Origin of the sequence: Neobacillus drentensis (genome assembly GCF_036965645.1) — a bacterium.
Classification (GTDB): domain Bacteria; phylum Bacillota; class Bacilli; order Bacillales; family Cytobacillaceae; genus Neobacillus; species Neobacillus drentensis_D.
In genome coordinates this window covers 70,962-93,119 of record NZ_JBALPZ010000022.1, presented here as the reverse complement: position 1 = coordinate 93,119, position 22,158 = coordinate 70,962, and the positions used below count along the sequence as shown (strand labels likewise).

The following is a 22,158-nucleotide window of genomic DNA, read 5'->3' as shown; positions in this document are numbered from 1 at the left end:
GAAATATAACAGTAGAGGACTTAGCAAAAATAACAAATTTCCATCCAAATTATTTTATATCGATTTTTAAAGACTTCACTGGTCATTCGCCGATCCAGTATATTAATCGAAGGCGTATCGAGAAAGCGAAAGAGATGCTGGTTATTAGTGAACTTACTATTTCTACTATTTCAGATTCGTTAGGATTGGAACTTTCTTATTTTTCGCGTATGTTCAAAGAATTAACTGGATTATCTCCAAGAGCTTATCGAGGTTTAGCAACTGAATCCAGTTAAAACCAATCAAAATTTAAAATTTAAAATTTTATGGATAGAATGTATTAACCGGTGTGGTGGTCGGGCACCATCGCGAGTTAAATAAGAAATTGAGTAAGGTCTTGTTGGCACTTTCTGTACCAATATACCGAAGCGCCTCAGCCGCATGAGCCCGTACGTATCTGTTTTCATCTTGTAAGGCTATTTCTAAGTGAGGAACTGCTGCGTCTGCAAGAGCACCTAACCTTGTGAGGGAAAGACCAGCTATAAAGCGTACTTGAGTGTCGGAATCTTGTAGACACTTAATTAATCCAGAGACGACCTCTTTATCAGGAATAATGATCATTCCGAGTGCTTCGGCAACCGACCTGCGGATAAGAGCAGAAGAATGATCTAATAATGGAATTAAAGCAGGAACTGCATCTTTAGCCAAATGTCTATGTTCACTTAGTGCAAAAATAGCACGAATAACCGTTGAAGTACGGCTGCTGCCTAATGCAGAGATTAAACCTGGTATTGCATCTGTACTTGATATGGATAAGCCGTATGCCGCAAGTTTGGAGACGTTACTATTATCATGATGCAGTGCTGATAACAGGGCATTAACGCCTTTATTCCCAGATGAAGCAAGGTCATAGGCTGCATTAAGGGCTGTTGGTTCATAAGGGTGCTCTAAATCCAGTAATTTTTCTTTTATTATATTAGAATTGAAATCTGCTGTCTCAGACATGCTCCCAAGTTTGCCAGATAGCCAATTCCATGTTTCTTCCCACATCACATCATGCTGGGCAAGTAGTGTGTTTGTGGATTCGGATAATTTCCATGAACTGTCTACATTGTTCCAGCTTGGTGATGTAGGAGCCACTGTGCGCATAAATTCAAATTTTAACATAAAACGGGGCTTGCCAAGTCTATTGGGAGTTGCTCTATGCCAAATATCATAATGAATTAATGCAAATGTTCCTGCTGGACCACTCGCTAATATCTCCTGGTCCAATTCGTCCGCTTCAAAAACTCGAGTATCATAATTTTGCGTTCCGGGCAAAATTCCTGTTGGCCCTAATTCAGCAGGTGTATCCTGAGGAAAATACATAATCATTGCCCACCATGGATGGTGGTTCCGCATCCGATTATATCCCCAGTAACTATCTTTATGCCAATCACCAGCCGTTTCTGATGCATTATAATGTCCATGTCTATGGGCATGCAGCATATAATCGGGTCCAAGTACGCTGGTGAGTGCTCCAGTAATGACAGGATGTTCAAATACTCTTTGCAGCTCTGTTACTCTAGGTAATATGTTGTTTCCCGGATTACCTTCCTCATTGTAAACATTTAATAGCTGCTCGTTTAACCTTTGATGAAACTCCTCAGTAAAATCAGTATTTAATAGGAGAAATCCCTCTTTAATAAACTTCCTCATCTGCTCGTCTGTTAATAAAAGTGGTTCGTTACGTCCTGTCATTTTTATAGCCTCCTTTTAACATCCAGATTAAATCTACAAAATTATTATAAAATCAGGCTACAAGAAAGAACATAGAGATTATTCATCTGGATATAGACAATACTAAGGTTTTTAAAACACTTTATTAATTAGTAAACCGGATCTTACAAATATTGAAACTATATTGACTACTAAAAGACGCGTTGTTATATTTTTGTTACTGATAAATTAGTATGATTGATTCCAAAACGATTACTTTTTTCAAGGGGTTCCTTTATGTCTAATAAATATGGGGTATATGGCTTTCGTTTCTTAGATACTCTGAATAGCTCCTTCTACCAGCTATTTGCTGTTGGTTATCAGAATATAACTGACTCTTCGTATGATTGGGATGGTTTAAAACGAAAAGACGGCCCTCTTCTATTGTTCCAATATACAATTTCGGGATTTGGAAATATTGAGATAGATGGTGACGTTCATCAGGTAGATGCAGGATCGGCGTTTATGGTAGAAATCCCAAGTAATCACCGATATTATTTACCCGCTAATAGTGAAAACTGGGAATTTTATTTTATTTTGTTAAGACCTATAAATATACAAAAAGAATGGACAGAACTTATCAAGTTAATCGGCAAGGTCCCCAAAATTCCAGAGGATAGTCCCCCAATTATTTTCTTGAAAAGTGCCTATTTCACCGCAAGCAAGAATCAAATAACCGATGGCTTTCGTGCTTCTTCTATTGTTTATCAATTTATTATGGAGCTGTTCCGGTATAGTACAGCCTATAAAAAGGAAAAAGAAATCTGGCCTGAAAAAGTAGTCCAAGCCGTCCATTTTTTAGAGGAAGATTACGTTTCCCTGCAAAGTCTCGAGGAACTGGCAAATAGAGTAGAACTATCCAAATATCATTTTACCCGTCTTTTTAAAAAAACAACTGGACTGTCACCTATGGAATATTTAACAAAAGTCCGGATGGAAAAGGCGGTTAAGCTCCTTCGGAATACGAATTTAACGATAGAAGAGATTGCAAGAAAAATTGGCTATTCCAATGGCAGCTACTTCATTAAGGTATTCCGGGAGTGGATTGGTTTTTCCCCAGGGGAGTTTCGCCTAGGCAAAGATCTGGCTTACTTAAATGAGCTCAGGTTTGATTGAAGCGGTAAAGGGGAGCAATATTTTACAACAAAGGGCAAAATATTATTGTAGATGCACCTGTCGCAATTCCTTATTATTAGTTTAAAGAGCAATAAATTAGTAGGAAGGGAATGGGAACATGAGACATCACACATTTGCAAAAACTCCGCCATTAGGCTGGAACAGCTGGGATTGCTATGGCGCCGCGGTAAGGGAAGAGGAAGTAAAGGGAAATGCCGATTATATGGCAGAGTTTCTAAAACCATATGGATGGGAATATGTCGTTGTTGATATTCAATGGTATGAACCTGGTGCAAATTCCTCTGTTTATCGTCCGTTCGTTCCGCTGGAAATGGATGAATATTCACGGCTAATTCCTGCAGCCAATCGGTTTCCTTCTGCCGCTGACGGTACTGGTTTTAAAGCGTTGGCCGAATATGTACATAACCTTGGATTAAAATTTGGAATTCACATTATGAGAGGGATTCCGCGTCAGGCTGTCCATGCCAATGCACCCATACTAGGGACAAAGGCTAGAGCTAGAGATATTGCTCATCCTAATTCCATTTGTCCATGGAATACTGATATGTACGGAGTGGATGCCGGTAAAGTTGGAGCACAGGAGTATTATAATTCCTTGTTTCAAATGTATGCTGAATGGGGAGTGGATTTTGTAAAAGTGGATGATATCGCTGCATCACGACTGTATGACACCCATTTAGATGAAATCAAATTGATTCGTAAGGCAATTGAAAACTGTGGGAGAGATATGGTGCTTAGCCTGTCCCCAGGCCCAGCTCCATTAGAGTATGAGGAAGACCTAAAAGCAAATGCCAATATGTGGAGAATGACGGATGATTTCTGGGATCACTGGAATTTACTATATGGCATGTTTGAACGGTGTGAAAAGTGGAATGAATATACAGGGGCAGGTCATTGGCCTGATTGTGACATGCTTCCATTAGGGCATATTGGCATCCGATCTCTTGATGGAGGCGGGGCGGACCGCTGGACTCGATTCACAAAAGACGAACAAGTTACGATGATGACCCTTTGGTCTATTTTCCGTTCACCACTTATGTTTGGCGGAGAGCTAAGGGATAATGATGAATGGACCCTTTCATTGTTAACAAATAAAGAAGTACTTGAATTAAATCAGAATAGCCACAGCAATCGCCTAGTCTACCGTAAGGATGATAAGATCGTCTGGACGGCAAAGGATCAGGAGAATAATACTTATGCAGCGTTGTTTAATGCAACAAATGAAGCAGCTGAAGTTGAGGTTACATTAGGACAACTGGGGCTTTCTGATAAGAAAAGAGCGAGAAATGTGTGGAGCCAGAAAGAGCTTGGAGAAATGACAGAAGGAATTAAACAAATGCTGCCGCCGCACGGCTCCATCTTAATAAAGTTATATTAATAATTACAAGGGTGTTGGTGTCTAAATAACATCAGCCGGACGAATTTGTTATCGAAAAGAGGGTGCCTCCAAATGAATACTTTTGGGAGCACCCTCTACTTAGGAAAAATATAAAGGCTATACTTGTCCATACAAGCATCTAAGACGATTTAACTAAGTTGATTTTGGTAAATACTCGGTGACAAAGAAAGTAAATACTATAGGCCCCAAGACTAAAAATAAATAAAAAGGTTATTGGCCATTTAAAAAGAATAAGTGCCATTAATCCAATATAAAGGATCCCAGTAAGAGTGGTCAGTAAATACCTAATGGAAAAAAATAGTGAATTTTTGATGGCATTCAACCAGTTCACCTTAAAATTAGCGATGGTTGGAAAGATAAATATTGAAGTAAAGAGAATTAAGAGTCCCATTAAAAATAAAACCGGAAGCAATATATATTGAAAAGAACCGACATTTTTCAACAACATAAGATCTAAAAAAAACAGGCCGGAGAAGACAATCCATAGAATTCCTAGGCCAAAACTTTGTTTTAAATTTTCCTTGAAGAATTGAAAGAAGGGCCTGATAACACTATAGTCCTTGTGTAAAATCCATTGGCGGGTCACACAATACATTGCGACTGTGGCAGGAAAAATGGTTATTACAGGGATACAAAGTAACAACCATAGAATATTTAACTGAAAGAACGCTGTAACCACTTCAAGTACGCGAAAGAATTTTCCGTCATATCTAAACATTGTATTTTCACCAAATTCCCTCATATTTTTTTGAAGCATAAAAATAGCATAGCTTCTTTTATAAAAGCAGTCCCTTAAAAATGGAATATATATCAACTTGTTACTAAAAAGGAGTCCCAAGGATGTTTGGGGCTCCTTTTTTATAAGAAATCGTGCTCATAAAAATCAGTTATGGTTTTTTACTAATGCTGCAGTTGAATTCCGAATGACAAGCTCTGGTTCATAAACCGTTGAATGCTCATTACCGTCCCGTTTTTCTACGGCAGATACAATCCATTTTGCAGCTTCAATCCCCATATCCATTTTCGGATGTGTAACAGACGTTAGTTTGACATCTGTAGCTTCCGCCAAGGAAGAGTCGTCGTATCCGACAATGGAAACATCCTCAGGAACACTTAATCCAATTCCTCTTAACATGAATAAAACCTGCAATGCCAATTGGTCATTATAACAAACAATTGCCGTTGGCTTATCATCTGTCGTGAAAAACTGCTGTAATTGCTCTACTAGATTACTGTCCTTTTCTTCTGTTGTATAGGTAATCACCATATCCGGGAAAAACGGAAGGTTATGTTCTCTAAATGCGCGGATAAACCCTTGCATTCGATTGACTCCCTGAAGGTCATCCGTTTTGAAAAGGCCAATTATTTTCTCGTGGCCTAGATTGATTAAATGTTCAGTTGCAATAAAACCGCCATGTTCATCATTCATAATGATATGAGGAGGCATCAACTGAGAATAAAACTGGTTAATCATAAGATAGGGAATATTATTTTGTTCTAATTGTAGGTAGTAATGAATGTTTGGGTTATAATTGCTACTTCTAGTCGGTTCTACGATTAGACCATCAATATTCCGGCTCAGCATCGTTTGTAAGCACTGTTTTTCTTTCTCTACATCGTTATCCGTACAAGCAAACGTTAGCGAATAACCTTGTGCTGTTAAATAGGATTCAATTCCTTTGATAATAGACGGAAAAATATAATCAGAAATATATGTTGTAATAACGCCAATATTTTTCCCATTTGTATTTAAACTTTTAATAGGAGAAATCATTTCAGATTCCAAATTTGGTTGTAACAATTTATTCGAGCAAAAAGTACCTGCTCCTTGTTCACGATAAAGCCATCCTTCATGTACTAAATCCCCAACGGCTTGACGGACGGTATGCCGGCTAACCCCAAACATTTTTACTAATTCATTTTCTGAATAAATCTTTTCGCCAGGCTGTACTTTCCCGCTTGTGATCCATTCCGTTATTTTTTCTTTTACCATATTATATTTCGTCTTCTGGGCCATTGGTATCACCTTCTTTCAACTTGTATGAAATTTTCTAACTTATACGTACAACAGTTATAACATTATCGTAACAAAAATAATCAAAAAAAACTATGAAAAAATTTAATTTATCGTTATATATTAAATCTTAAAATCAAGACAGAAATATTGTCGAATTCATTAGAAATATGACTGATTTCATCGGTAACTCGATATTAAAAAGTGTTTAAAAATAGTTTTTGCTGAAACTTGGTGGAAAGCGGGTTATAACCGATCCAATTTAATATAATAAAAGCTTATTAATCAGGCATTTAACACGTCCGTACAAAAAATGAAAATTCATAGAAAAATGATTGACATGTACGAACAGGTATATTAATATTTGGAATATAAGGAATACGCTTTCAAGGTGTAGAAAAAACGATAGAAAAAAGCTTCTAAAATATCATAATAATAGTGATATAGTCCTTATAATAAGAGGCTTTTTAGGAGGGGTTCATCTGTAATCACTTTCACATGTCCGTACATCTATTTTTGAGAGTTAACTAGTTTACGAACATTAAAACTTTATTTTTAATGAAAAGTGATTACGCTTCCAATGGTTTTAATTTTTACACAATTTTTATCAATTTAATTGGAGGGATTTACTTGTTTAAAGCATCTAAAAAAATAAGCGCACTTTTGTTGCTTACGATTTTGGTAGTTGGATCAATCCTTGCAGGATGTGGAAATTCATCTAGTGGAGGTTCAAGCGACGGAAAAACACAACTAACTTTCATGTTCCGCGGCCAGCCTAAAGAGTTAGCAGCTTATCAAGCAACAGTTAAGAAATATGAACAGTCACATCCAAATGTGAAAGTTACTGTTGTTTCGGTTGCTCCGGATCAATATGATACAAAATTAAAAGCTGCGATTGCAGGACACAAAATTCCGGATGTATTCTTCTATAACCCAGCTCAAGTTAAAGCATATGCAAATTCTGGTATCTTACTAGATATGACGAAATATGTTGAAGGTTCCAAAGATGTTAAGCTAAGTGATATGTGGGAAAAAGGTGTAAACAAATACCGTTATGACGGCAAAAATACTGGCACAGGCGCAATCTACGGATTACCAAAAGATATCAGTGGATTTGCACTAGGCTACAATAAGACAATGTTTGAAAAAGCAGGAATTCCACTTCCTGACAAAGATAAGCCATATACTTGGCAAGAATTTATTGATGTAGCAAAACAATTAACAAAAGATACAAATGGTGATGGAAAAGTTGATCAATTCGGTACTGGATTTAACGTTCAATGGTCATTAGCACCATTTGTTTGGGACAATGGTGCAGACTGGATTGACAAAACACATACAAAGGTAACGATCGATGATCCTAAATTCATCGAAGCTTTACAATGGTTTGCAGATCAGCAAAACAAATACAAGATTACACCATCTATTTCTGAAGCGCAAAGCCTTGACACATACCAACGATGGATGAAAGGTCAATTAGCATTCTTCCCTGTTGGTCCTTGGGATATGGCAACATATGCTACATTACCATTTGATTATGATCTAATTCCATGGCCTGCAGGCTCAACTGGAAAAACTGCTGGATGGATTGGTTCACTTGGAATTGGTGTAGGGGCAACTACTAAGAATCCTAAAGCAGCTGCAGAGTTAGCAACCTATCTATCTGCAGACCAAGAAGGTCAAAAAGCATTAGTTGATGCGCAAATCCAGCTTCCAAACAGTGTAAAAGTGGCTGAAGATTGGGCAGCTAATACATCTACAAAACCAGCAAACAAACAAGAATTCTTAGATATTATCAATGACTACGGTCGTAACTGGCCAGCAGAATACACCTATACTGGTGAATGGTATGATGAATTCTATAAGAATATTCAACCTGTACTTGATGGTAAGAAAACTGCAGCTGAATTTGTAAAAGAAGAACAGCCGAAAATGCAGAAGCTTTTAGATGCATCCATTCAACAAGAAAAACAATCTGCAAAGAAATAGTGACCACAAATTGACATAGTGTAAATGGTGCTAGTTTAAAGAAGTACAGCTAGCACCATTTATTCCTTTTATCTAACTTTTTTAGTAATAAGAAATTTAGAGAAAGGGAAATGTATTCGACAAGACACGTGAAAGGGTGGGGAAGGATGAAGACAACATCCAAGCTGTATCGCACGGAACAAAGATATGCCTATTTATTTATCGCGGCACCGGTTTTAGGATTCCTCATATTTGCTTTGGTTCCTGTATTGTATTCAATCTACGGCGCATTTACAGATTGGAACGGTTTAGGACAAATGAATTTTATTGGTCTAGAAAACTTTAAGAATTTATTTCATGATGAATATTTCTATAAGACTATGTATAATACCATCTTTATGATGCTTGGAATCCCAATTGGTATTATTTTAGCATTATTACTTGCATTAGCATTAAATAGAGGAATCCCTGGAACAAATACCTTCCGAGTACTCTATTATATCCCGGTTATTTCTTCACTTGCTGCAATCTCGATTTTATGGCAATGGGCTTACAATGGCGATTATGGTTTAGTGAACCAATTTTTAGATCTGTTTGGCATTAAAGGTCCAAACTGGCTGCAAAATACAGCTACTGTTAAGCCTGCCTTAATTATTATGACGGTTTGGAAGGGCTTAGGTTATACGATGTTATTGTATTTAGCGGCACTCCAAAGTGTTCCGAAATCCTTTTATGAAGCGGCTAAGTTAGATGGAGCGAATGCGCTCAAATCCTTTTGGTACATCACATTACCAATGGTAAAACCAGTAACCTTCTTTATTATCGTTACAAATATTATTGGCGGTGCACAAATCTTTACAGAAATTAACGTTATGACCCCAACTGGCGGTCCTGAATTTAGTTCCGCATCGGTTGTATTCTACATCTGGCAGAAAGCATTTGGTAACTTCCAATTAGGTTATGCGTCTGCAATGGCCTTGGTACTGGGACTTTTCATCTTTATTGTTACCTTAGTCCAGTTTAAGATCAACGAGAAGAATTCTTTCGATTTGGATTAAGAATTGGTGAATGAAAGTGTAATAGAAAGGGGCTATAAAAAATGGAAGTTGCTATTTCAAAAAAGACGGTTAAAGCAGAACCAATGTCTGAAAAGAAGAAAAATAGAATTACCAATATATTCATTTTTGTCTTATTAACAATTGGAGCAATCTTCATGATAGCTCCGTTATTGTGGATGTTTTCCACTTCACTCAAATCGAAGGAAGATGTCTTCGCCTTACCGCCGGTATGGATTCCACATACTATTTCTTTTAGTAAATACACTGAAATCTGGGATATGGGGCCGTTATTATCAGGTATCGGCAATAGCTTGATTGTAGCTGTAACAGTCACAGTCATCGGAACGTTTACATCCAGCTTAGCAGCATTTGCGTTTTCAAAATTACACTTTGCTGGAAAGAATAAAATTTTCATTACACTCTTTGCTTCCGTTATGATTCCATATCCTGTTGTGATGATTCCGCAATTTATTATGTTTTCAAATATTGGCTGGATTGATAGTCTATTGCCATTAATTGTGCCTGGATTGTTTGGCAACATTTTCATGATTTTCTTTTTACGTCAATTCTTAACGAGCATTCCAAATTCAATCATTGAAGCGGCAAAAATTGATGGATGCTCTTATTTTCAAATCTTTTATAAAATTATCTTTCCATTGATTAAACCAGCGGTAGCTGCCCAGTTAATTCTATGGTTCATGGGAATCTGGAATGATTACTTAGGTCCAATTCTTTACTTGAACTCACCAGAGAAACAAACATTGCAGTTAGTTATTGCAAACTTTAACGCATCATACGCTATTCAAAGTGACTACCCGCTGATTATGGCGGCTTCGATGGTCGCGTTATTGCCAATGTTAATCGTATTCATTATCTTCCAAAAACAAATCATAGAATCGATTGCTATTTCTGGTGTTAAAGGCTGATCTAACTTATTAGATGCTAGTGCTTTAATCATAAACATTTACAGTTTAATAGAAGAAAAATGGAAGGGCACTTATTATCACTTGTTTTGATAGGTGCCCTTTCTTATAACAAAGATACTTAAGTCGTTTTAAATGCTGGGAGAATAGTGAATGAAAATTGAAACCAAATTGATCCTGAGTGTTGTCCTTCTGATTATAATCATCCCTATATCTATCATCGGGTTTAGATATTTTCATCCAAAGGATAATGATTTTACAGGAATAGAGCTGCCTTCAGCGCCGGCAAAAACACCAATTAAAAATGTGAATACAGATGTTCTTTACGACGAAAAGAAGTGGACGACTAATTTCACCCATGATGGAGCTATTATTAAAGCGGGCGGTTGGTATTATGTGTTTTCTACCGATTATATGGTCGGAGCACCGCCCACTCCGGGCATCCAAATCAGAAAATCTAAGGATTTGATTCATTGGAAATTTGCTGGACGCGTCTTTGATCAAGTATCCCAGGAGGCCTGGGATTGGACGCATGGAACTACCTTTTGGGCCCCAAGCGTCATTGAAATGAATGGAAAATACTATTTATATTATTCTGTTTCTGAAGTGGGAAAGAGAAATTCCTATATTGGTCTTGCAACAAGTGACAAGATCGAGGGACCATGGAAGGATGAAGGAGCCGTATTTAAAACCAAAGAAGGAGATGGCAATACGGTTAATGCCATTGACCCGGACATAACAATTGATAATAATGGTCAGCCCTGGATGGTGTATGGATCCTATTTTGGCGGCATCTTTATCTCAAAAGTCGATAAAAACACGGGAAAACTAGTAAATTCAAATGATCAAGGGACGCTCCTTGCCCAGAGGAAAGATATGAGTGCTGGAATCGAAGGTCCTGAAATCATTTATAACAAAAAAACAGGTTACTATTATTTAACTGTTTCCTATGATTGGTTAGAAGACACGTACAATGTGAGAGTTGGCCGGTCGAAGAATATTACAGGGCCTTTTTTAGACTATAACCATAAGGACATGGTAGACCCTAGCGATGACTCCTTTAATACAGGTAATAAAATAGTGGCCCCATATAAGTTTGGAAAAGATACTGGCTGGCTGGGAACAGGACATAATGGATTACTTCAAGATGGAGAAAACTATTATCTCATTCACAATGCCAGAGCGGGCGAGGATAAGTATTGGTCGCATTTGCATGTAAGAAAAATTGTCTGGACGGATGATGGCTGGCCGGTAGTCTCACCAGAACGATATGCAGGTGAGGAAGAGCAAAAAGTCATAGAGTCCAATCTAATAGGAAACTGGCAGCAGATTGTCCTCAATCGCTTTGACGATACAATGGAACATTCTACCAATCTTCAATTACTGCCAAATGGAAAAATGAAGGATGGCAAAGGGAAAAGTCATTGGAAATTAACCGGGGAAAATACATTACAATTATCTATCTATGATCCTGGAGTTGCACCAAAGGATTATTGGAACTATACGGTTAAAGTCCTTCCTGCATGGGATTGGGAGAACTGGAAGGGAACTTTGGTTTTCACTGGCATGAATCAGGAAGGGACTGTTATCTGGGGCAAGAAAATCATAAATAAATAGTTCAAAACTGGTAAATTAATATAAAAAGGCATTGAAAAAAATTTCGTGGATGGTAAAATTTAAATTGAGTTATACGTACAAGTTTTGATTGTTAGGTGAGTTGTAAGGATAACTAATAATAATATTAGGAAGTAATACTGATGCTTCAACGGGACTGTCTAATATCGACCGACCGAATGAAAGAAGTTTTTATAAATTAGGGGGGAAATTACATGCGTTTTGATGTTAAAGATGCCATTCAAAGTGGCAAGACCGTACTTGGAATTGAACTTGGTTCAACCCGAATTAAAGCAGTGCTAATTGGAGAAGATAATGCACCAATCGCATCTGGCAGCCATGACTGGGAAAATAGCTATGTGAACAATATTTGGACTTATAGCCTTGAAGATATTTGGAAGGGCATACAAGACAGCTATCAAAAAATGGCTGAGGATGTAAAACAGCAATATGGAGTCGCTTTACAAACAGTAGGGGCAATCGGTTTTAGTGCGATGATGCATGGCTATATGGCTTTCGACAAGGATGGAGAGCTGCTGGTTCCTTTTCGAACTTGGCGAAACAATATAACTGAACAGGCTTCGAAAGTACTGACAGAACTGTTTAACTATCATATTCCTCAAAGATGGAGTATTGCGCATTTGTATCAAGCGATTTTGAATCAGGAAGAGCATATTTCCGACATTCGTTTCCAGACAACTCTAGCCGGTTATATCCATTGGAAACTGACAGGAGAGAAGGTATTGGGAGTTGGGGAAGCATCAGGTGTATTTCCAATTGACTTGAATACGAAGAACTTTAATCAAACCATGATCAATCAATTTAATGAATTGATTGAACCAAATAATCTGCCGTGGAAACTTGACGATATTCTGCCTAAGGTATTGGTAGCCGGCGAAAATGCGGGTGTACTTACAGAAGAAGGAGCAAAGCTTCTGGATGTAACCGGTGAGCTGAAGGCTGGTATTCCACTTTGTCCGCCGGAAGGTGATGCAGGAACTGGTATGGTCGCAACGAATAGTGTAGCGAAGCGTACTGGTAATGTTTCTGCCGGAACTTCAGTATTTGCAATGGTTGTACTGGAAAAAGAACTGTCCAAGGTTTATCCGGAGATCGACCTTGTTACCACACCTACAGGTAACCTGGTAGCGATGGCTCATTCCAACAACTGTTCTTCAGATCTGAATTCATGGGTAGGATTGTTTAACGAATTTTCAAAAGCAATGGGTATGGATGTTGACATGAATAAATTGTATGGAACTCTATACAATTTGGCTCTTCAAGGGGATCCGGATTGCGGCGGCTTACTTGCATATGGATATCTCTCTGGTGAACACATTACCCACTTTGAAGAAGGTCGTCCATTGTTTGTCCGTTCTTCTGATAGCAATTTCAACCTGGCTAATTTCATGCGTGTACATTTATCTACTGCATTGGGTGCGCTGAAGATTGGTATGGATATTCTTCTTAAACAAGAAGAAGTGGAACTAGATGTAATTCTAGGCCATGGCGGATTGTTTAAGACAAAAGGTGTTGTACAGAGCATCATGGCCGCTGCTCTAAATGTTCCTGTTTCTGTTATGGAAACTGCTGGAGAGGGAGGAGCATGGGGGATTGCACTGCTTGCATCATATCTGATAAACAAATCCAAAAATGAAACGTTGGAAGAGTACTTAAGCCACAAGGTATTTGCAGAAAAAGCTGGTACGACTGTGTCTCCTGTTCAAAAGGATGTTGAGGGATTTGAGCAGTTTATGAAACGTTATACCAACGGCCTCGCAATCGAAAGAGCAGCAGTAGTCAATCTAAAGTAAATAGTAAAAAACGTAAATTAATTTAAAAATACCATTGAAAAAAAACAGATAGATGGTAAAATTTAATCAAGGTTATACGTACAAGTTAAAGTTGTTCGCATGACTTGTTGATAAGATTGTCAATCTTATTAAATATCTTGTACGTATAATAATTATATTTTTATAGAATGACTGACGCAGCTATTCATCATTCTTAGATTAAGAAAATATTTTTTTTAGATTTGTAAACGTATTCTTATTAAGGAATGTGATTTTCATTGAATATGCCCGCCTATAATCAACTTTGACCGCGGCGAGAACAATGTGATGAAAACATTGAAAATGATTTAGAAAAAGCGCAATAGAGAAGAAGGAGGAAGAAACCGTATGTTAGAACGTTTGAAAAAAGAGGTGCTGGAAGCTAACTTAGCGCTTCCAGAGCATGGTTTAGTTACGTTTACTTGGGGAAATGTGAGCGGAATTGACCGTGAAACAGGCCTTGTCGTTATTAAACCAAGTGGAGTACCTTACGATGAGTTGAAAATCGATGATCTAGTTGTATTAGATTTAGATGGAAACATCGTGGAAGGGAGCTTAAGACCTTCTTCTGATACACCAACACACCTTGCCTTGTATCGTGCATTCCCGCAAATTGGAGGAATTGTTCATACGCACTCCCCAGGTGCTACAAGCTGGGCGCAGGCAGGACGTCCAATTCCAGCGCTTGGGACGACACATGCTGATTATTTTTATGGAGAAATTCCTTGTACACGCACCCTTTCCCAAGAGGAAATTGATCGTGGATATGAGCTTGAAACAGGCAATGTGATAATTGAGACCTTTGAAAAAGAAGGACTTGACCCTGTTGCAATGCCAGGAATTTTATTATCAGGTCATGCTCCATTTGCTTGGGGGAAAAATGCAGACCAAGCCGTTCATAATGCGGTTGTTTTAGAAGAAGTAGCCAAAATGGCGTTAAATACATTTACGCTTAACCCGCAAATTAAGCCGATCGACCAATTCTTGCTTGATAAACATTATCTTCGTAAGCACGGCGTGAATGCGTATTACGGACAGAAGTAGTCTAATAGAATACTAAATGCCGTACTCCTGGATAGCTTGTACGGATGACTGAATATACAGTAAAAATATAATAAAAATTACTATAATATTTTCCATACTTAGGAGGAATTACAGTGTTAAATACAAAAGCATATGAATTCTGGTTTGTAACAGGAAGTCAATTATTATACGGAGAAGATGTACTTCGCCAAGTGGAAGAAAACTCAAAAACAATTGTTAATGGATTAAAATCTGCTGTACCTTATAAATTAATTTTTAAATCTGTAGTAAAGGATTCAGATTCTATTCGCAAATTAATCCTAGAAGCTAATGCGGATGAAAATTGTGCAGGTATCATTACTTGGATGCACACATTCTCACCATCAAAAATGTGGATTGCAGGCCTTTCTTCTCTTCAAAAGCCATATCTACATTTAGCTACACAATTTAACCGTGATATCCCTTGGGATTCAATCGATATGGATTTCATGAACTTAAACCAAGCAGCCCATGGTGACCGTGAACATGGTTTCATCGCTGCACGCATGAAAGTAAAGCGTAAAGTTGTTGTTGGTCATTGGGAAAACCAAGAAGTAAGAGAACGTGTTGGCAGCTGGATGAGAACAGCAGCTGCATACCAGGAAAGCAAATCTCTTAAAGTTGCAAGATTTGGTGACAATATGCGCGAAGTAGCGGTAACAGAGGGTGATAAGGTAGAAGCGCAAATCAAGTTTGGCTGGACAGTAAACGGTTACGGAGTGGGTGACCTCGTTCAACGCATGAATGATGTAACAGAACAAGAAATTGACCAGTTAATGACTGAATATGAAGAGCAATATGATATTACTCCAGATGGACTTACAGATGGTCCGGTTCGTGATGCCATCCGTTATCAAGCAAGAATCGAGCTTGGTATGAAAGCCTTCTTAACAGAAGGCGGCTACACAGCATTCACCACTACTTTTGAAGATTTACATGGAATCCGTCAGCTTCCTGGTTTAGCGGTGCAGCGTTTAATGGAACAAGGCTATGGTTTTGCTGGTGAAGGCGACTGGAAAACAGCTGCACTTGTAAGACTGATGAAAATTATTGCAGGAAATGAAGGAACGTCCTTCATGGAAGATTACACCTATCATTTTGAGCCAGGGAATGAAATGGTACTTGGTTCTCACATGCTTGAAGTTTGTCCAACCATTGCAGCAACTCGTCCGAGAATCGAAGTTCATCCACTTGGAATCGGCGGTAAAGAAGACCCTGCTCGAATTGTATTTGATGGAAAAGGCGGTTGCTCAGCATTAAATGCAACTATCGTGGACCTTGGACATCGTTTCCGTCTTCTTGTAAATGAAGTAGATGCAGTAAAGCTAGAAAAGGATATGCCAAAGCTTCCTGTTGCACGCGTATTATGGAAGACTCAGCCATCCTTAAGCCAAGCGGTTGAAAACTGGATCCAGGCTGGCGGGGCGCACCATACCGGCTTCTCATATAAAGTAACAACTGAACAGCTTAGAGACTTTGCTGAACTAGCTGGTATTGAGTTCCTAGTAATTAATAATGACACAAACACTCATGCATTTAATAACGAAATCCGCTGGAACGACGTTATCTTTCGTTAATTAAAAAGGGTAAAAACTATTTAATAAAAAAATCAGGGCTATTAGAAATAATAGCCCTGATGGTAACTTAAGACCATTATTTCTATTGCTATAAAGGGGAGATAATTTTTGAGTCAAACAGTTGATAAATTGCAAGTAGAACAGCTTGCAGTCAATACCATTAGAACACTTGCGATTGATGCAATCGAAATAGCAAAATCAGGTCATCCAGGGATGCCAATGGGAATGGCACCTGCCGGACATGTTTTATGGTCAAAAGTTATGAATCATAACCCAGCAAACCCAACCTGGTTCAATCGTGACCGCTTCGTTCTTTCGGCTGGACATGGATCGATGTTGTTATATAGCTTACTGCATTTGAGTGGATACGACGTGTCACTCGAAGATTTAAAACAATTTAGACAATGGGGAAGTAAAACCCCTGGGCACCCTGAGTTTGGGCATACAGCAGGTGTTGATGCAACAACTGGTCCATTAGGTCAAGGTGTTGCTATGGGTGTCGGAATGGCGATGGCTGAAGCACATTTATCTTCCGTTTATAATCGTGAAAACTTCCCGCTTATTGACCATTATACATATGCAATTTGCGGAGATGGCGACTTAATGGAAGGTGTTTCTGCAGAGGCAGCATCATTGGCCGGCCACCTGCAATTGGGCAAATTAATATTAATCTATGATTCTAACAATATAACACTTGATGGCGAAGCGAATCTTTCCTTCTCTGAAAATGTGGCGAAGCGATTTGAAGCGTATGGCTGGCAGGTCCTTCGAGTGGAAGAAGAAAATAACTTAGCAGCCATCGAAGAGGCGCTTGTTGATGCAAAGAAAGAGTTAACTAAGCCAACTTTAATTGAGGTAAAAACAACTCTGGGCTATGGAAGCCCTAACAAAGGCGGAAAGGGTGGACATCAAGGTACCCATGGCTCTCCGCTTGGAGCAGAGGAAGTAAAATTAACAAAAGAATTTTATGGATGGCCGCAAGAAGATTTCTATATTCCAGAAGAGGTAAAGGAATATTGGAGCGAAGTTAAAACAAAAGGAATCCAATCTAATCAGCAATGGAACGAATTATTAAGTCAATATAAGCAAACGTTCCCAGAACTTGCTGAACGTCTTGAAAGAGAGCTTAAAGGGGAACTTCCAGAAGATTGGGATCAGGAAGTACCTGTTTATGAGAAAGGAACATCTCTTTCAACTCGAGTGGCTTCAGGACAAGTGTTAAACGCCCTTGCTAGAAAAACACCAAATTTAATTGGCGGTTCCGCAGACCTTGAATCTTCTACGATGACACACATGAAGGACTTAGGAAGATTCTCACCAGGTCATTATGAAGGGCGTAATATCTATTTTGGAGTACGCGAGTTTGCAATGGGAGGCGTCGTAAATGGTATGGCCCTTCACGGAGGCGTTAAACCATTTGGTTCGACTTTCTTTGTGTTCTCTGATTATCTTCGTCCAGCAATCCGATTATCGGCACTAATGAACTTACCTGTTGTTTACGTGTTTACTCATGATAGCATTTTTGTCGGTGAAGATGGACCAACACATGAACCAATCGAACAATTATCTGCTCTGCGCGGCATTCCAAATGTAACCGTGTTACGCCCAGCAGATGCCAATGAAACAGCAGCAGCTTGGAAATATGCTGTTACCAATCAAAATGGTCCTGTTGCGCTAGTATTAACTAGACAAAATCTGACTGTTAACACGGATGCAGTTACGGCCAATGAACAAGTAACCAAAGGTGCGTATATTGCGGCAGACTGTGCAGTTGAAACGCCTGTTGTTCAGCTGATTGCTACCGGATCTGAATTAAATCTTGCCTTGGATGTCAAAGCCGGTTTAGAAAAAGAAGGAATCAGTACGCGTGTTATCAGCATGCCGTCATGGGAGTTATTTGACCAGCAAACTTCTGAATATCAAGCATCAATTCTGAGAAATGACATTAAGCTTAACGTGGCGATTGAATTAGCTTCACCACAAGGCTGGGCACAATATGTCGGCAGAGAAGGACTTGTCATTGGAATTCGTACATTTGGGGCATCTGCACCAGGAGATAAGATTGCTAAAGAATACGGATTTACACCAGAGAGCATCATTACGAAGATAAAAGACCGTCTATAAAAGCAAGAAATAACGTGGTCACATTTAAATAAAAGGTAAGGTTAAACGACATTGTTGTTTTTTTACTCAGTTGATTGGAGCGGAAGGCGCTCGACTCCTGCGGGAGTACGGGGCAGGTGAGACCCCACAGGCGCAATAGCGCCGAGGAGGCTTACCGGCACGCCCGCGGAAAGCGAGCGCCTGGAGTGGAAATCAACAACCCAATTAAACAGAGTCATACTAATAACTCAAAATGGAGGCGTTTTTGGTGGCTAATAATGTAATTATCAACGCAGATATCCAAAAAGGAAAAATCAATAAAAATATCTATGGTCATTTTGCAGAGCACCTTGGAAGATGTATTTATGAGGGAATTTGGGTTGGTGAGGATTCTTCCATCCCAAATACAAAAGGTATTAGAAATGACGTATTAACAGCATTAAAAAACATCAAAGTACCAGTCCTTCGCTGGCCGGGCGGCTGTTTTGCTGATGAATATCACTGGAAAGACGGCATTGGTCCTAAGGAAAACCGGAAACGCATGGTTAATACCCATTGGGGCGGTGTTGTAGAAAACAACCATTTTGGTACACACGAATTTATGCTTCTATGTGAATTACTAGAGTGTGAGCCATATATTTGCGGAAACGTTGGGAGCGGAACGGTTCAAGAAATGTCAGAGTGGGTTGAATACATGACCTTTGAAGGCGAATCACCAATGGCTAACTGGCGACGTGAAAATGGCCGTGAAGAGCCGTGGAAGTTAAAATACTTTGGTGTAGGTAACGAAAACTGGGGCTGCGGCGGAAACATGCGTCCTGAGTATTATGCTGATCTATATCGCAGATACCAAACTTACGTAAGAAATTATGGAAATAACAAAGTTTATAAAATTGCCGGCGGCGCGAATGTCGATGACTATAACTGGACAGAAGTGTTAATGAAAAATGCTCACTGGCTAATGGATGGACTAAGCCTTCACTATTACACTATACCAGGAGACTTCTGGTTAGGAAAAGGCTCTGCTGTTGATTTCCCAGAAGATGAATGGTTCGTTACCATGAAAAAAGCTCTTCATATGGATGAGTTAATTACAAAACACAGCACGATTATGGATAAGTATGATCCACAAAAACGGATTGGCATGATCATTGATGAGTGGGGTACATGGTTTGATGTTGAGCCAGGTACAAACCCAGGATTTTTATATCAGCAAAATACAATCCGTGATGCACTAGTGGCTGGATTACACTTCAACATTTTCCATAACCATGCGGACCGTGTTCAAATGACAAATATTGCGCAAACAGTTAACGTATTACAAGCCATGATTCTGACTGAAGGCGAGAAGATGATCCTTACTCCAACTTATCATGTATTTGATATGTACAAAGTCCATCAGGATGCTGAGTTGTTAGCTGTTGATTCATCATTCGGCACTTACGAGTACAATGGTGTAACATTACCGCAGGTAACAGTATCTGCATCGAAAAATGCGGAAGGAAAAATCCATGTAAGCTTATGTAATATCGATCACCAAAATGGCGCTGAATTGGATTTAGATCTTCGCGGTATTAGTGCAGTAAATACAAAGGTGTCAGGCACCATTATCACTGCGGACACGATGAATGCTCATAATACATTTGAACAGCCGGATGTTGTGAAGCCAGTTGAATTTACTGGTGTAACCGTTGAAAATAATAAATTGGCCATCAAGCTTCCAGCAATGTCTGTTGTGACATTAGTTATTGAATAAAAGTAGAAGGCGGGGAATGACAAGTGAAACAAAAAAGTCTGTGCAAGGGCTGCTTGGAAAGTGTCATGGTAACAGAAGAGGTCATTCAAGAATTAGTAAACGAAGCCGAGGAGAATCCAACTGTTATTGTTTCTGACGAGGTTTACCTAGCAAGATTAAAGACTTGTGAAACTTGTCCTTCCCTGCAATATGGTACGACTTGTGCTCATAGCGGATGTATCGTCCGCTATCGGGCCAAGTTTAAAAACAAAAGCTGTCCATTTGCAGGTAACCCAAAATGGGATAAAGTCAGTTAATTAGAATTTATAGTAGTTACTCCAATAAAAAAACAACTCATTATGTCATGGGAGGTAAAATGAACATGGCCAATCAAAAGGCAAAAATGATTTTAGAAAAGGATTTTAAAGTATCTGAGATTGATAACCGTATTTACGGTTCTTTTATTGAACATTTAGGACGTGCCGTATATGGGGGGATTTATGAACCAGGACATCCTCAAGCAGATGAAAACGGCTTCCGCCAAGACGTGATTGAAATGGTAAAAGAACTGCAAGTACCGCTTGTTCGTTATCCTGGCGGGAATTTTGTATCCGGATACAATTGGGAAGATGGGGTAGGTCCTGTTGAAAGCCGCCCGCGCCGTTTAGAATTAGCATGGCGTACCACGGAAACGAACGAAATGGGTACAAATGAGTTCATGAAATGGGCACAGCTTGTAAACGCGGATGTAAACATGGCCGTTAACCTTGGAACACGCGGTATTGATGCAGCGCGTAACTTAGTTGAGTACTGTAACCATCCCGGCGGCTCTTATTATAGTGATCTTCGAATCTCCCATGGAGTCAAAGATCCTTATAACATTAAGACATGGTGCTTAGGGAATGAAATGGACGGTCCGTGGCAGATTGGTCACAAGACTGCTGCTGAATATGGCCGTCTTGCCCAAGAAGCGGCAAAAGTAATGAAGTGGGTGGACCCTTCCATCGAGCTAGTTGCTTGTGGAAGCTCAAACAGAAATATGCCTACATTTGCAGATTGGGAAGCAACTGTTCTTGATCATACCTATGATCATGTTGAGTTTATTTCTCTGCACCAATATTATGGCAACCGTGACAATGACATTTCAAACTATTTAGCCCTTTCCTTAGAAATGGATGATTTTATTAAATCTGTCATTTCTATTGCTGACTATATTAAAGCGAAAAAACGCGGCAAAAAGAATATTAATCTATCTTTTGACGAGTGGAACGTTTGGTATCACAGCAATGAGCAGGATAAAAGAATTGAACCTTGGAGCATTGCACCACCACAATTAGAAGATATTTATAACTTTGAGGATGCTTTATTAGTGGGCTGTATGCTGATTACATTGCTAAAGCATGCGGACCGCGTGAAAATTGCCTGCCTTGCACAATTGGTGAATGTTATTGCACCAATTATGACAGAGGATAACGGACCTGCTTGGAAGCAAACGATTTTCTATCCATACATGCATACATCTGTATTTGGCCGTGGAGTTTCGCTAAATCCTATCATTTCAAGTCCTAAATATGACAGCAAGGATTTCACAGATGTTCCATATTTAGAGTCAACAGCTGTTTACAATGAAGAGGAAGAAACATTAACGATCTTTGCAGTAAACCGTCACCTTCAAGAAGGCCTAGACCTAGAAGTGGATATCCGTAATTTTGAAGGCTACGAAGTAGTCGAGCATATTGTTCTTGAAAATGATGATATCAAGCAAACCAATTCAGCAAAAGGTACACCTGTTGCCCCGCATTCTAACGGCAACGCTAAGACGGAGAATGGCGGAGTAACTGCTGTACTTCCTAAGTTATCTTGGAACGTTATCCGGTTAGCAAAACGTAAGTAATTCAAGTGTATTCCAAATCCTTATAATCAATTGATTATAAGGATTTGGACTATTTTTTATCAGATAAGAAAGTATAAAAGTTTTTAACTTTGAGAATTGTCTAGC

At 39.0% G+C, this 22,158-nt stretch carries 17 protein-coding genes; 14 read left to right on the top strand and 3 right to left on the bottom strand.

Annotated elements, in window-relative coordinates; genetic code table 11:
- Window positions 1–275: helix-turn-helix transcriptional regulator (locus V7266_RS04130; protein WP_335466034.1), on the top strand; the 275-nt coding region annotated here is incomplete at its 5' end.
- 28 nt (window positions 276–303) lie between these two features.
- Here V7266_RS04130 and V7266_RS04125 read toward each other — a convergent pair.
- A complete protein-coding gene (locus V7266_RS04125; protein ID WP_335466032.1) occupies window positions 304–1,719 on the bottom strand; it encodes a HEAT repeat domain-containing protein in 1,416 nt (471 codons plus the stop codon).
- Between the two features lie 255 nt (window positions 1,720–1,974).
- Between V7266_RS04125 and V7266_RS04120 the strand changes: the two genes are divergently transcribed.
- On the top strand, window positions 1,975–2,853 hold the full coding sequence (locus V7266_RS04120; RefSeq protein ID WP_335466030.1) for an AraC family transcriptional regulator: 879 nt from the start codon (window positions 1,975–1,977) through the stop codon (window positions 2,851–2,853).
- Window positions 2,854–2,971: 118 nt separating this feature from the next.
- Complete coding sequence (locus tag V7266_RS04115) at window positions 2,972–4,252, top strand: glycoside hydrolase family 27 protein (RefSeq protein ID WP_335466028.1); 1,281 nt, start codon at window positions 2,972–2,974, stop codon at window positions 4,250–4,252.
- A 139-nt stretch (window positions 4,253–4,391) separates the two neighbouring features.
- On the opposite strand, the gene V7266_RS30695 is transcribed toward V7266_RS04115, so the two are convergent.
- Complete coding sequence (locus tag V7266_RS30695) at window positions 4,392–4,991, bottom strand: YesL family protein (protein ID WP_420491316.1); 600 nt, start codon at window positions 4,989–4,991, stop codon at window positions 4,392–4,394.
- A gap of 165 nt (window positions 4,992–5,156) precedes the next feature.
- On the bottom strand, window positions 5,157–6,290 hold the full coding sequence (locus tag V7266_RS04110) for a GntR family transcriptional regulator (protein ID WP_335466027.1): 1,134 nt from the start codon (window positions 6,288–6,290) through the stop codon (window positions 5,157–5,159).
- Between the two features lie 627 nt (window positions 6,291–6,917).
- On the opposite strand from V7266_RS04110, the gene V7266_RS04105 reads away from it, so the two are divergent.
- From V7266_RS04105 to arfA, 11 genes are all read left to right on the top strand, one after another.
- Window positions 6,918–8,276, top strand: coding sequence for an ABC transporter substrate-binding protein (locus tag V7266_RS04105; RefSeq protein ID WP_335466025.1), 1,359 nt, complete (start codon window positions 6,918–6,920; stop codon window positions 8,274–8,276).
- A gap of 146 nt (window positions 8,277–8,422) precedes the next feature.
- On the top strand, window positions 8,423–9,313 hold the full coding sequence (locus V7266_RS04100; RefSeq protein WP_335466023.1) for a carbohydrate ABC transporter permease: 891 nt from the start codon (window positions 8,423–8,425) through the stop codon (window positions 9,311–9,313).
- 83 nt (window positions 9,314–9,396) lie between these two features.
- Window positions 9,397–10,239 carry a carbohydrate ABC transporter permease gene (locus V7266_RS04095; protein ID WP_335466108.1) on the top strand — a complete coding sequence of 281 codons (843 nt, stop codon included), beginning with the start codon at window positions 9,397–9,399 and terminating at the stop codon, window positions 10,237–10,239.
- Between the two features lie 150 nt (window positions 10,240–10,389).
- Entirely contained in the window at window positions 10,390–11,853 is a 1,464-nt protein-coding gene (locus tag V7266_RS04090) for an arabinan endo-1,5-alpha-L-arabinosidase (RefSeq protein ID WP_335466021.1), read from the top strand.
- 212 nt (window positions 11,854–12,065) lie between these two features.
- The gene (locus V7266_RS04085; protein ID WP_335466019.1) at window positions 12,066–13,664 is read left to right on the top strand and encodes a xylulokinase; all 1,599 of its coding nucleotides are present in this window, start codon (window positions 12,066–12,068) and stop codon (window positions 13,662–13,664) included.
- Window positions 13,665–14,030: 366 nt separating this feature from the next.
- Window positions 14,031–14,726 (top strand): L-ribulose-5-phosphate 4-epimerase, encoded by a 696-nt coding sequence (araD, locus tag V7266_RS04080; RefSeq protein ID WP_335466017.1) that lies wholly within the window; start codon window positions 14,031–14,033, stop codon window positions 14,724–14,726.
- Window positions 14,727–14,839: 113 nt separating this feature from the next.
- Window positions 14,840–16,321, top strand: a complete 1,482-nt coding sequence (gene araA, locus V7266_RS04075) for an L-arabinose isomerase (RefSeq protein ID WP_335466015.1) — start codon at window positions 14,840–14,842, stop codon at window positions 16,319–16,321.
- A 108-nt stretch (window positions 16,322–16,429) separates the two neighbouring features.
- On the top strand, window positions 16,430–18,445 hold the full coding sequence (tkt, locus tag V7266_RS04070; RefSeq protein WP_335466013.1) for a transketolase: 2,016 nt from the start codon (window positions 16,430–16,432) through the stop codon (window positions 18,443–18,445).
- A 247-nt stretch (window positions 18,446–18,692) separates the two neighbouring features.
- Complete coding sequence (locus V7266_RS04065; protein WP_335466011.1) at window positions 18,693–20,180, top strand: alpha-N-arabinofuranosidase; 1,488 nt, start codon at window positions 18,693–18,695, stop codon at window positions 20,178–20,180.
- Window positions 20,181–20,203: 23 nt separating this feature from the next.
- Window positions 20,204–20,476 carry a DUF6171 family protein gene (locus V7266_RS04060; RefSeq protein WP_335466009.1) on the top strand — a complete coding sequence of 91 codons (273 nt, stop codon included), beginning with the start codon at window positions 20,204–20,206 and terminating at the stop codon, window positions 20,474–20,476.
- A gap of 65 nt (window positions 20,477–20,541) precedes the next feature.
- The gene (gene arfA / locus V7266_RS04055; protein ID WP_335466007.1) at window positions 20,542–22,053 is read left to right on the top strand and encodes an arabinosylfuranosidase ArfA; all 1,512 of its coding nucleotides are present in this window, start codon (window positions 20,542–20,544) and stop codon (window positions 22,051–22,053) included.
- The last annotated feature ends 105 nt before the right edge of the window (window positions 22,054–22,158 follow it).

Coding starts and splice junctions, on each gene's coding strand:
- V7266_RS30695 (WP_420491316.1), bottom strand. CDS start 4,991: ATGTTTAGATATGACGGAAAATTCTTTCGCGTACTTGAAGTGGTTACA.
- V7266_RS04095 (WP_335466108.1), top strand. CDS start 9,397: ATGTCTGAAAAGAAGAAAAATAGAATTACCAATATATTCATTTTTGTC.
- V7266_RS04115 (WP_335466028.1), top strand. CDS start 2,972: ATGAGACATCACACATTTGCAAAAACTCCGCCATTAGGCTGGAACAGC.
- V7266_RS04125 (WP_335466032.1), bottom strand. CDS start 1,719: ATGACAGGACGTAACGAACCACTTTTATTAACAGACGAGCAGATGAGG.
- V7266_RS04100 (WP_335466023.1), top strand. CDS start 8,423: ATGAAGACAACATCCAAGCTGTATCGCACGGAACAAAGATATGCCTAT.
- arfA (WP_335466007.1), top strand. CDS start 20,542: ATGGCCAATCAAAAGGCAAAAATGATTTTAGAAAAGGATTTTAAAGTA.
- V7266_RS04085 (WP_335466019.1), top strand. CDS start 12,066: ATGCGTTTTGATGTTAAAGATGCCATTCAAAGTGGCAAGACCGTACTT.
- V7266_RS04090 (WP_335466021.1), top strand. CDS start 10,390: ATGAAAATTGAAACCAAATTGATCCTGAGTGTTGTCCTTCTGATTATA.
- araD (WP_335466017.1), top strand. CDS start 14,031: ATGTTAGAACGTTTGAAAAAAGAGGTGCTGGAAGCTAACTTAGCGCTT.
- V7266_RS04110 (WP_335466027.1), bottom strand. CDS start 6,290: ATGGCCCAGAAGACGAAATATAATATGGTAAAAGAAAAAATAACGGAA.
- V7266_RS04120 (WP_335466030.1), top strand. CDS start 1,975: ATGTCTAATAAATATGGGGTATATGGCTTTCGTTTCTTAGATACTCTG.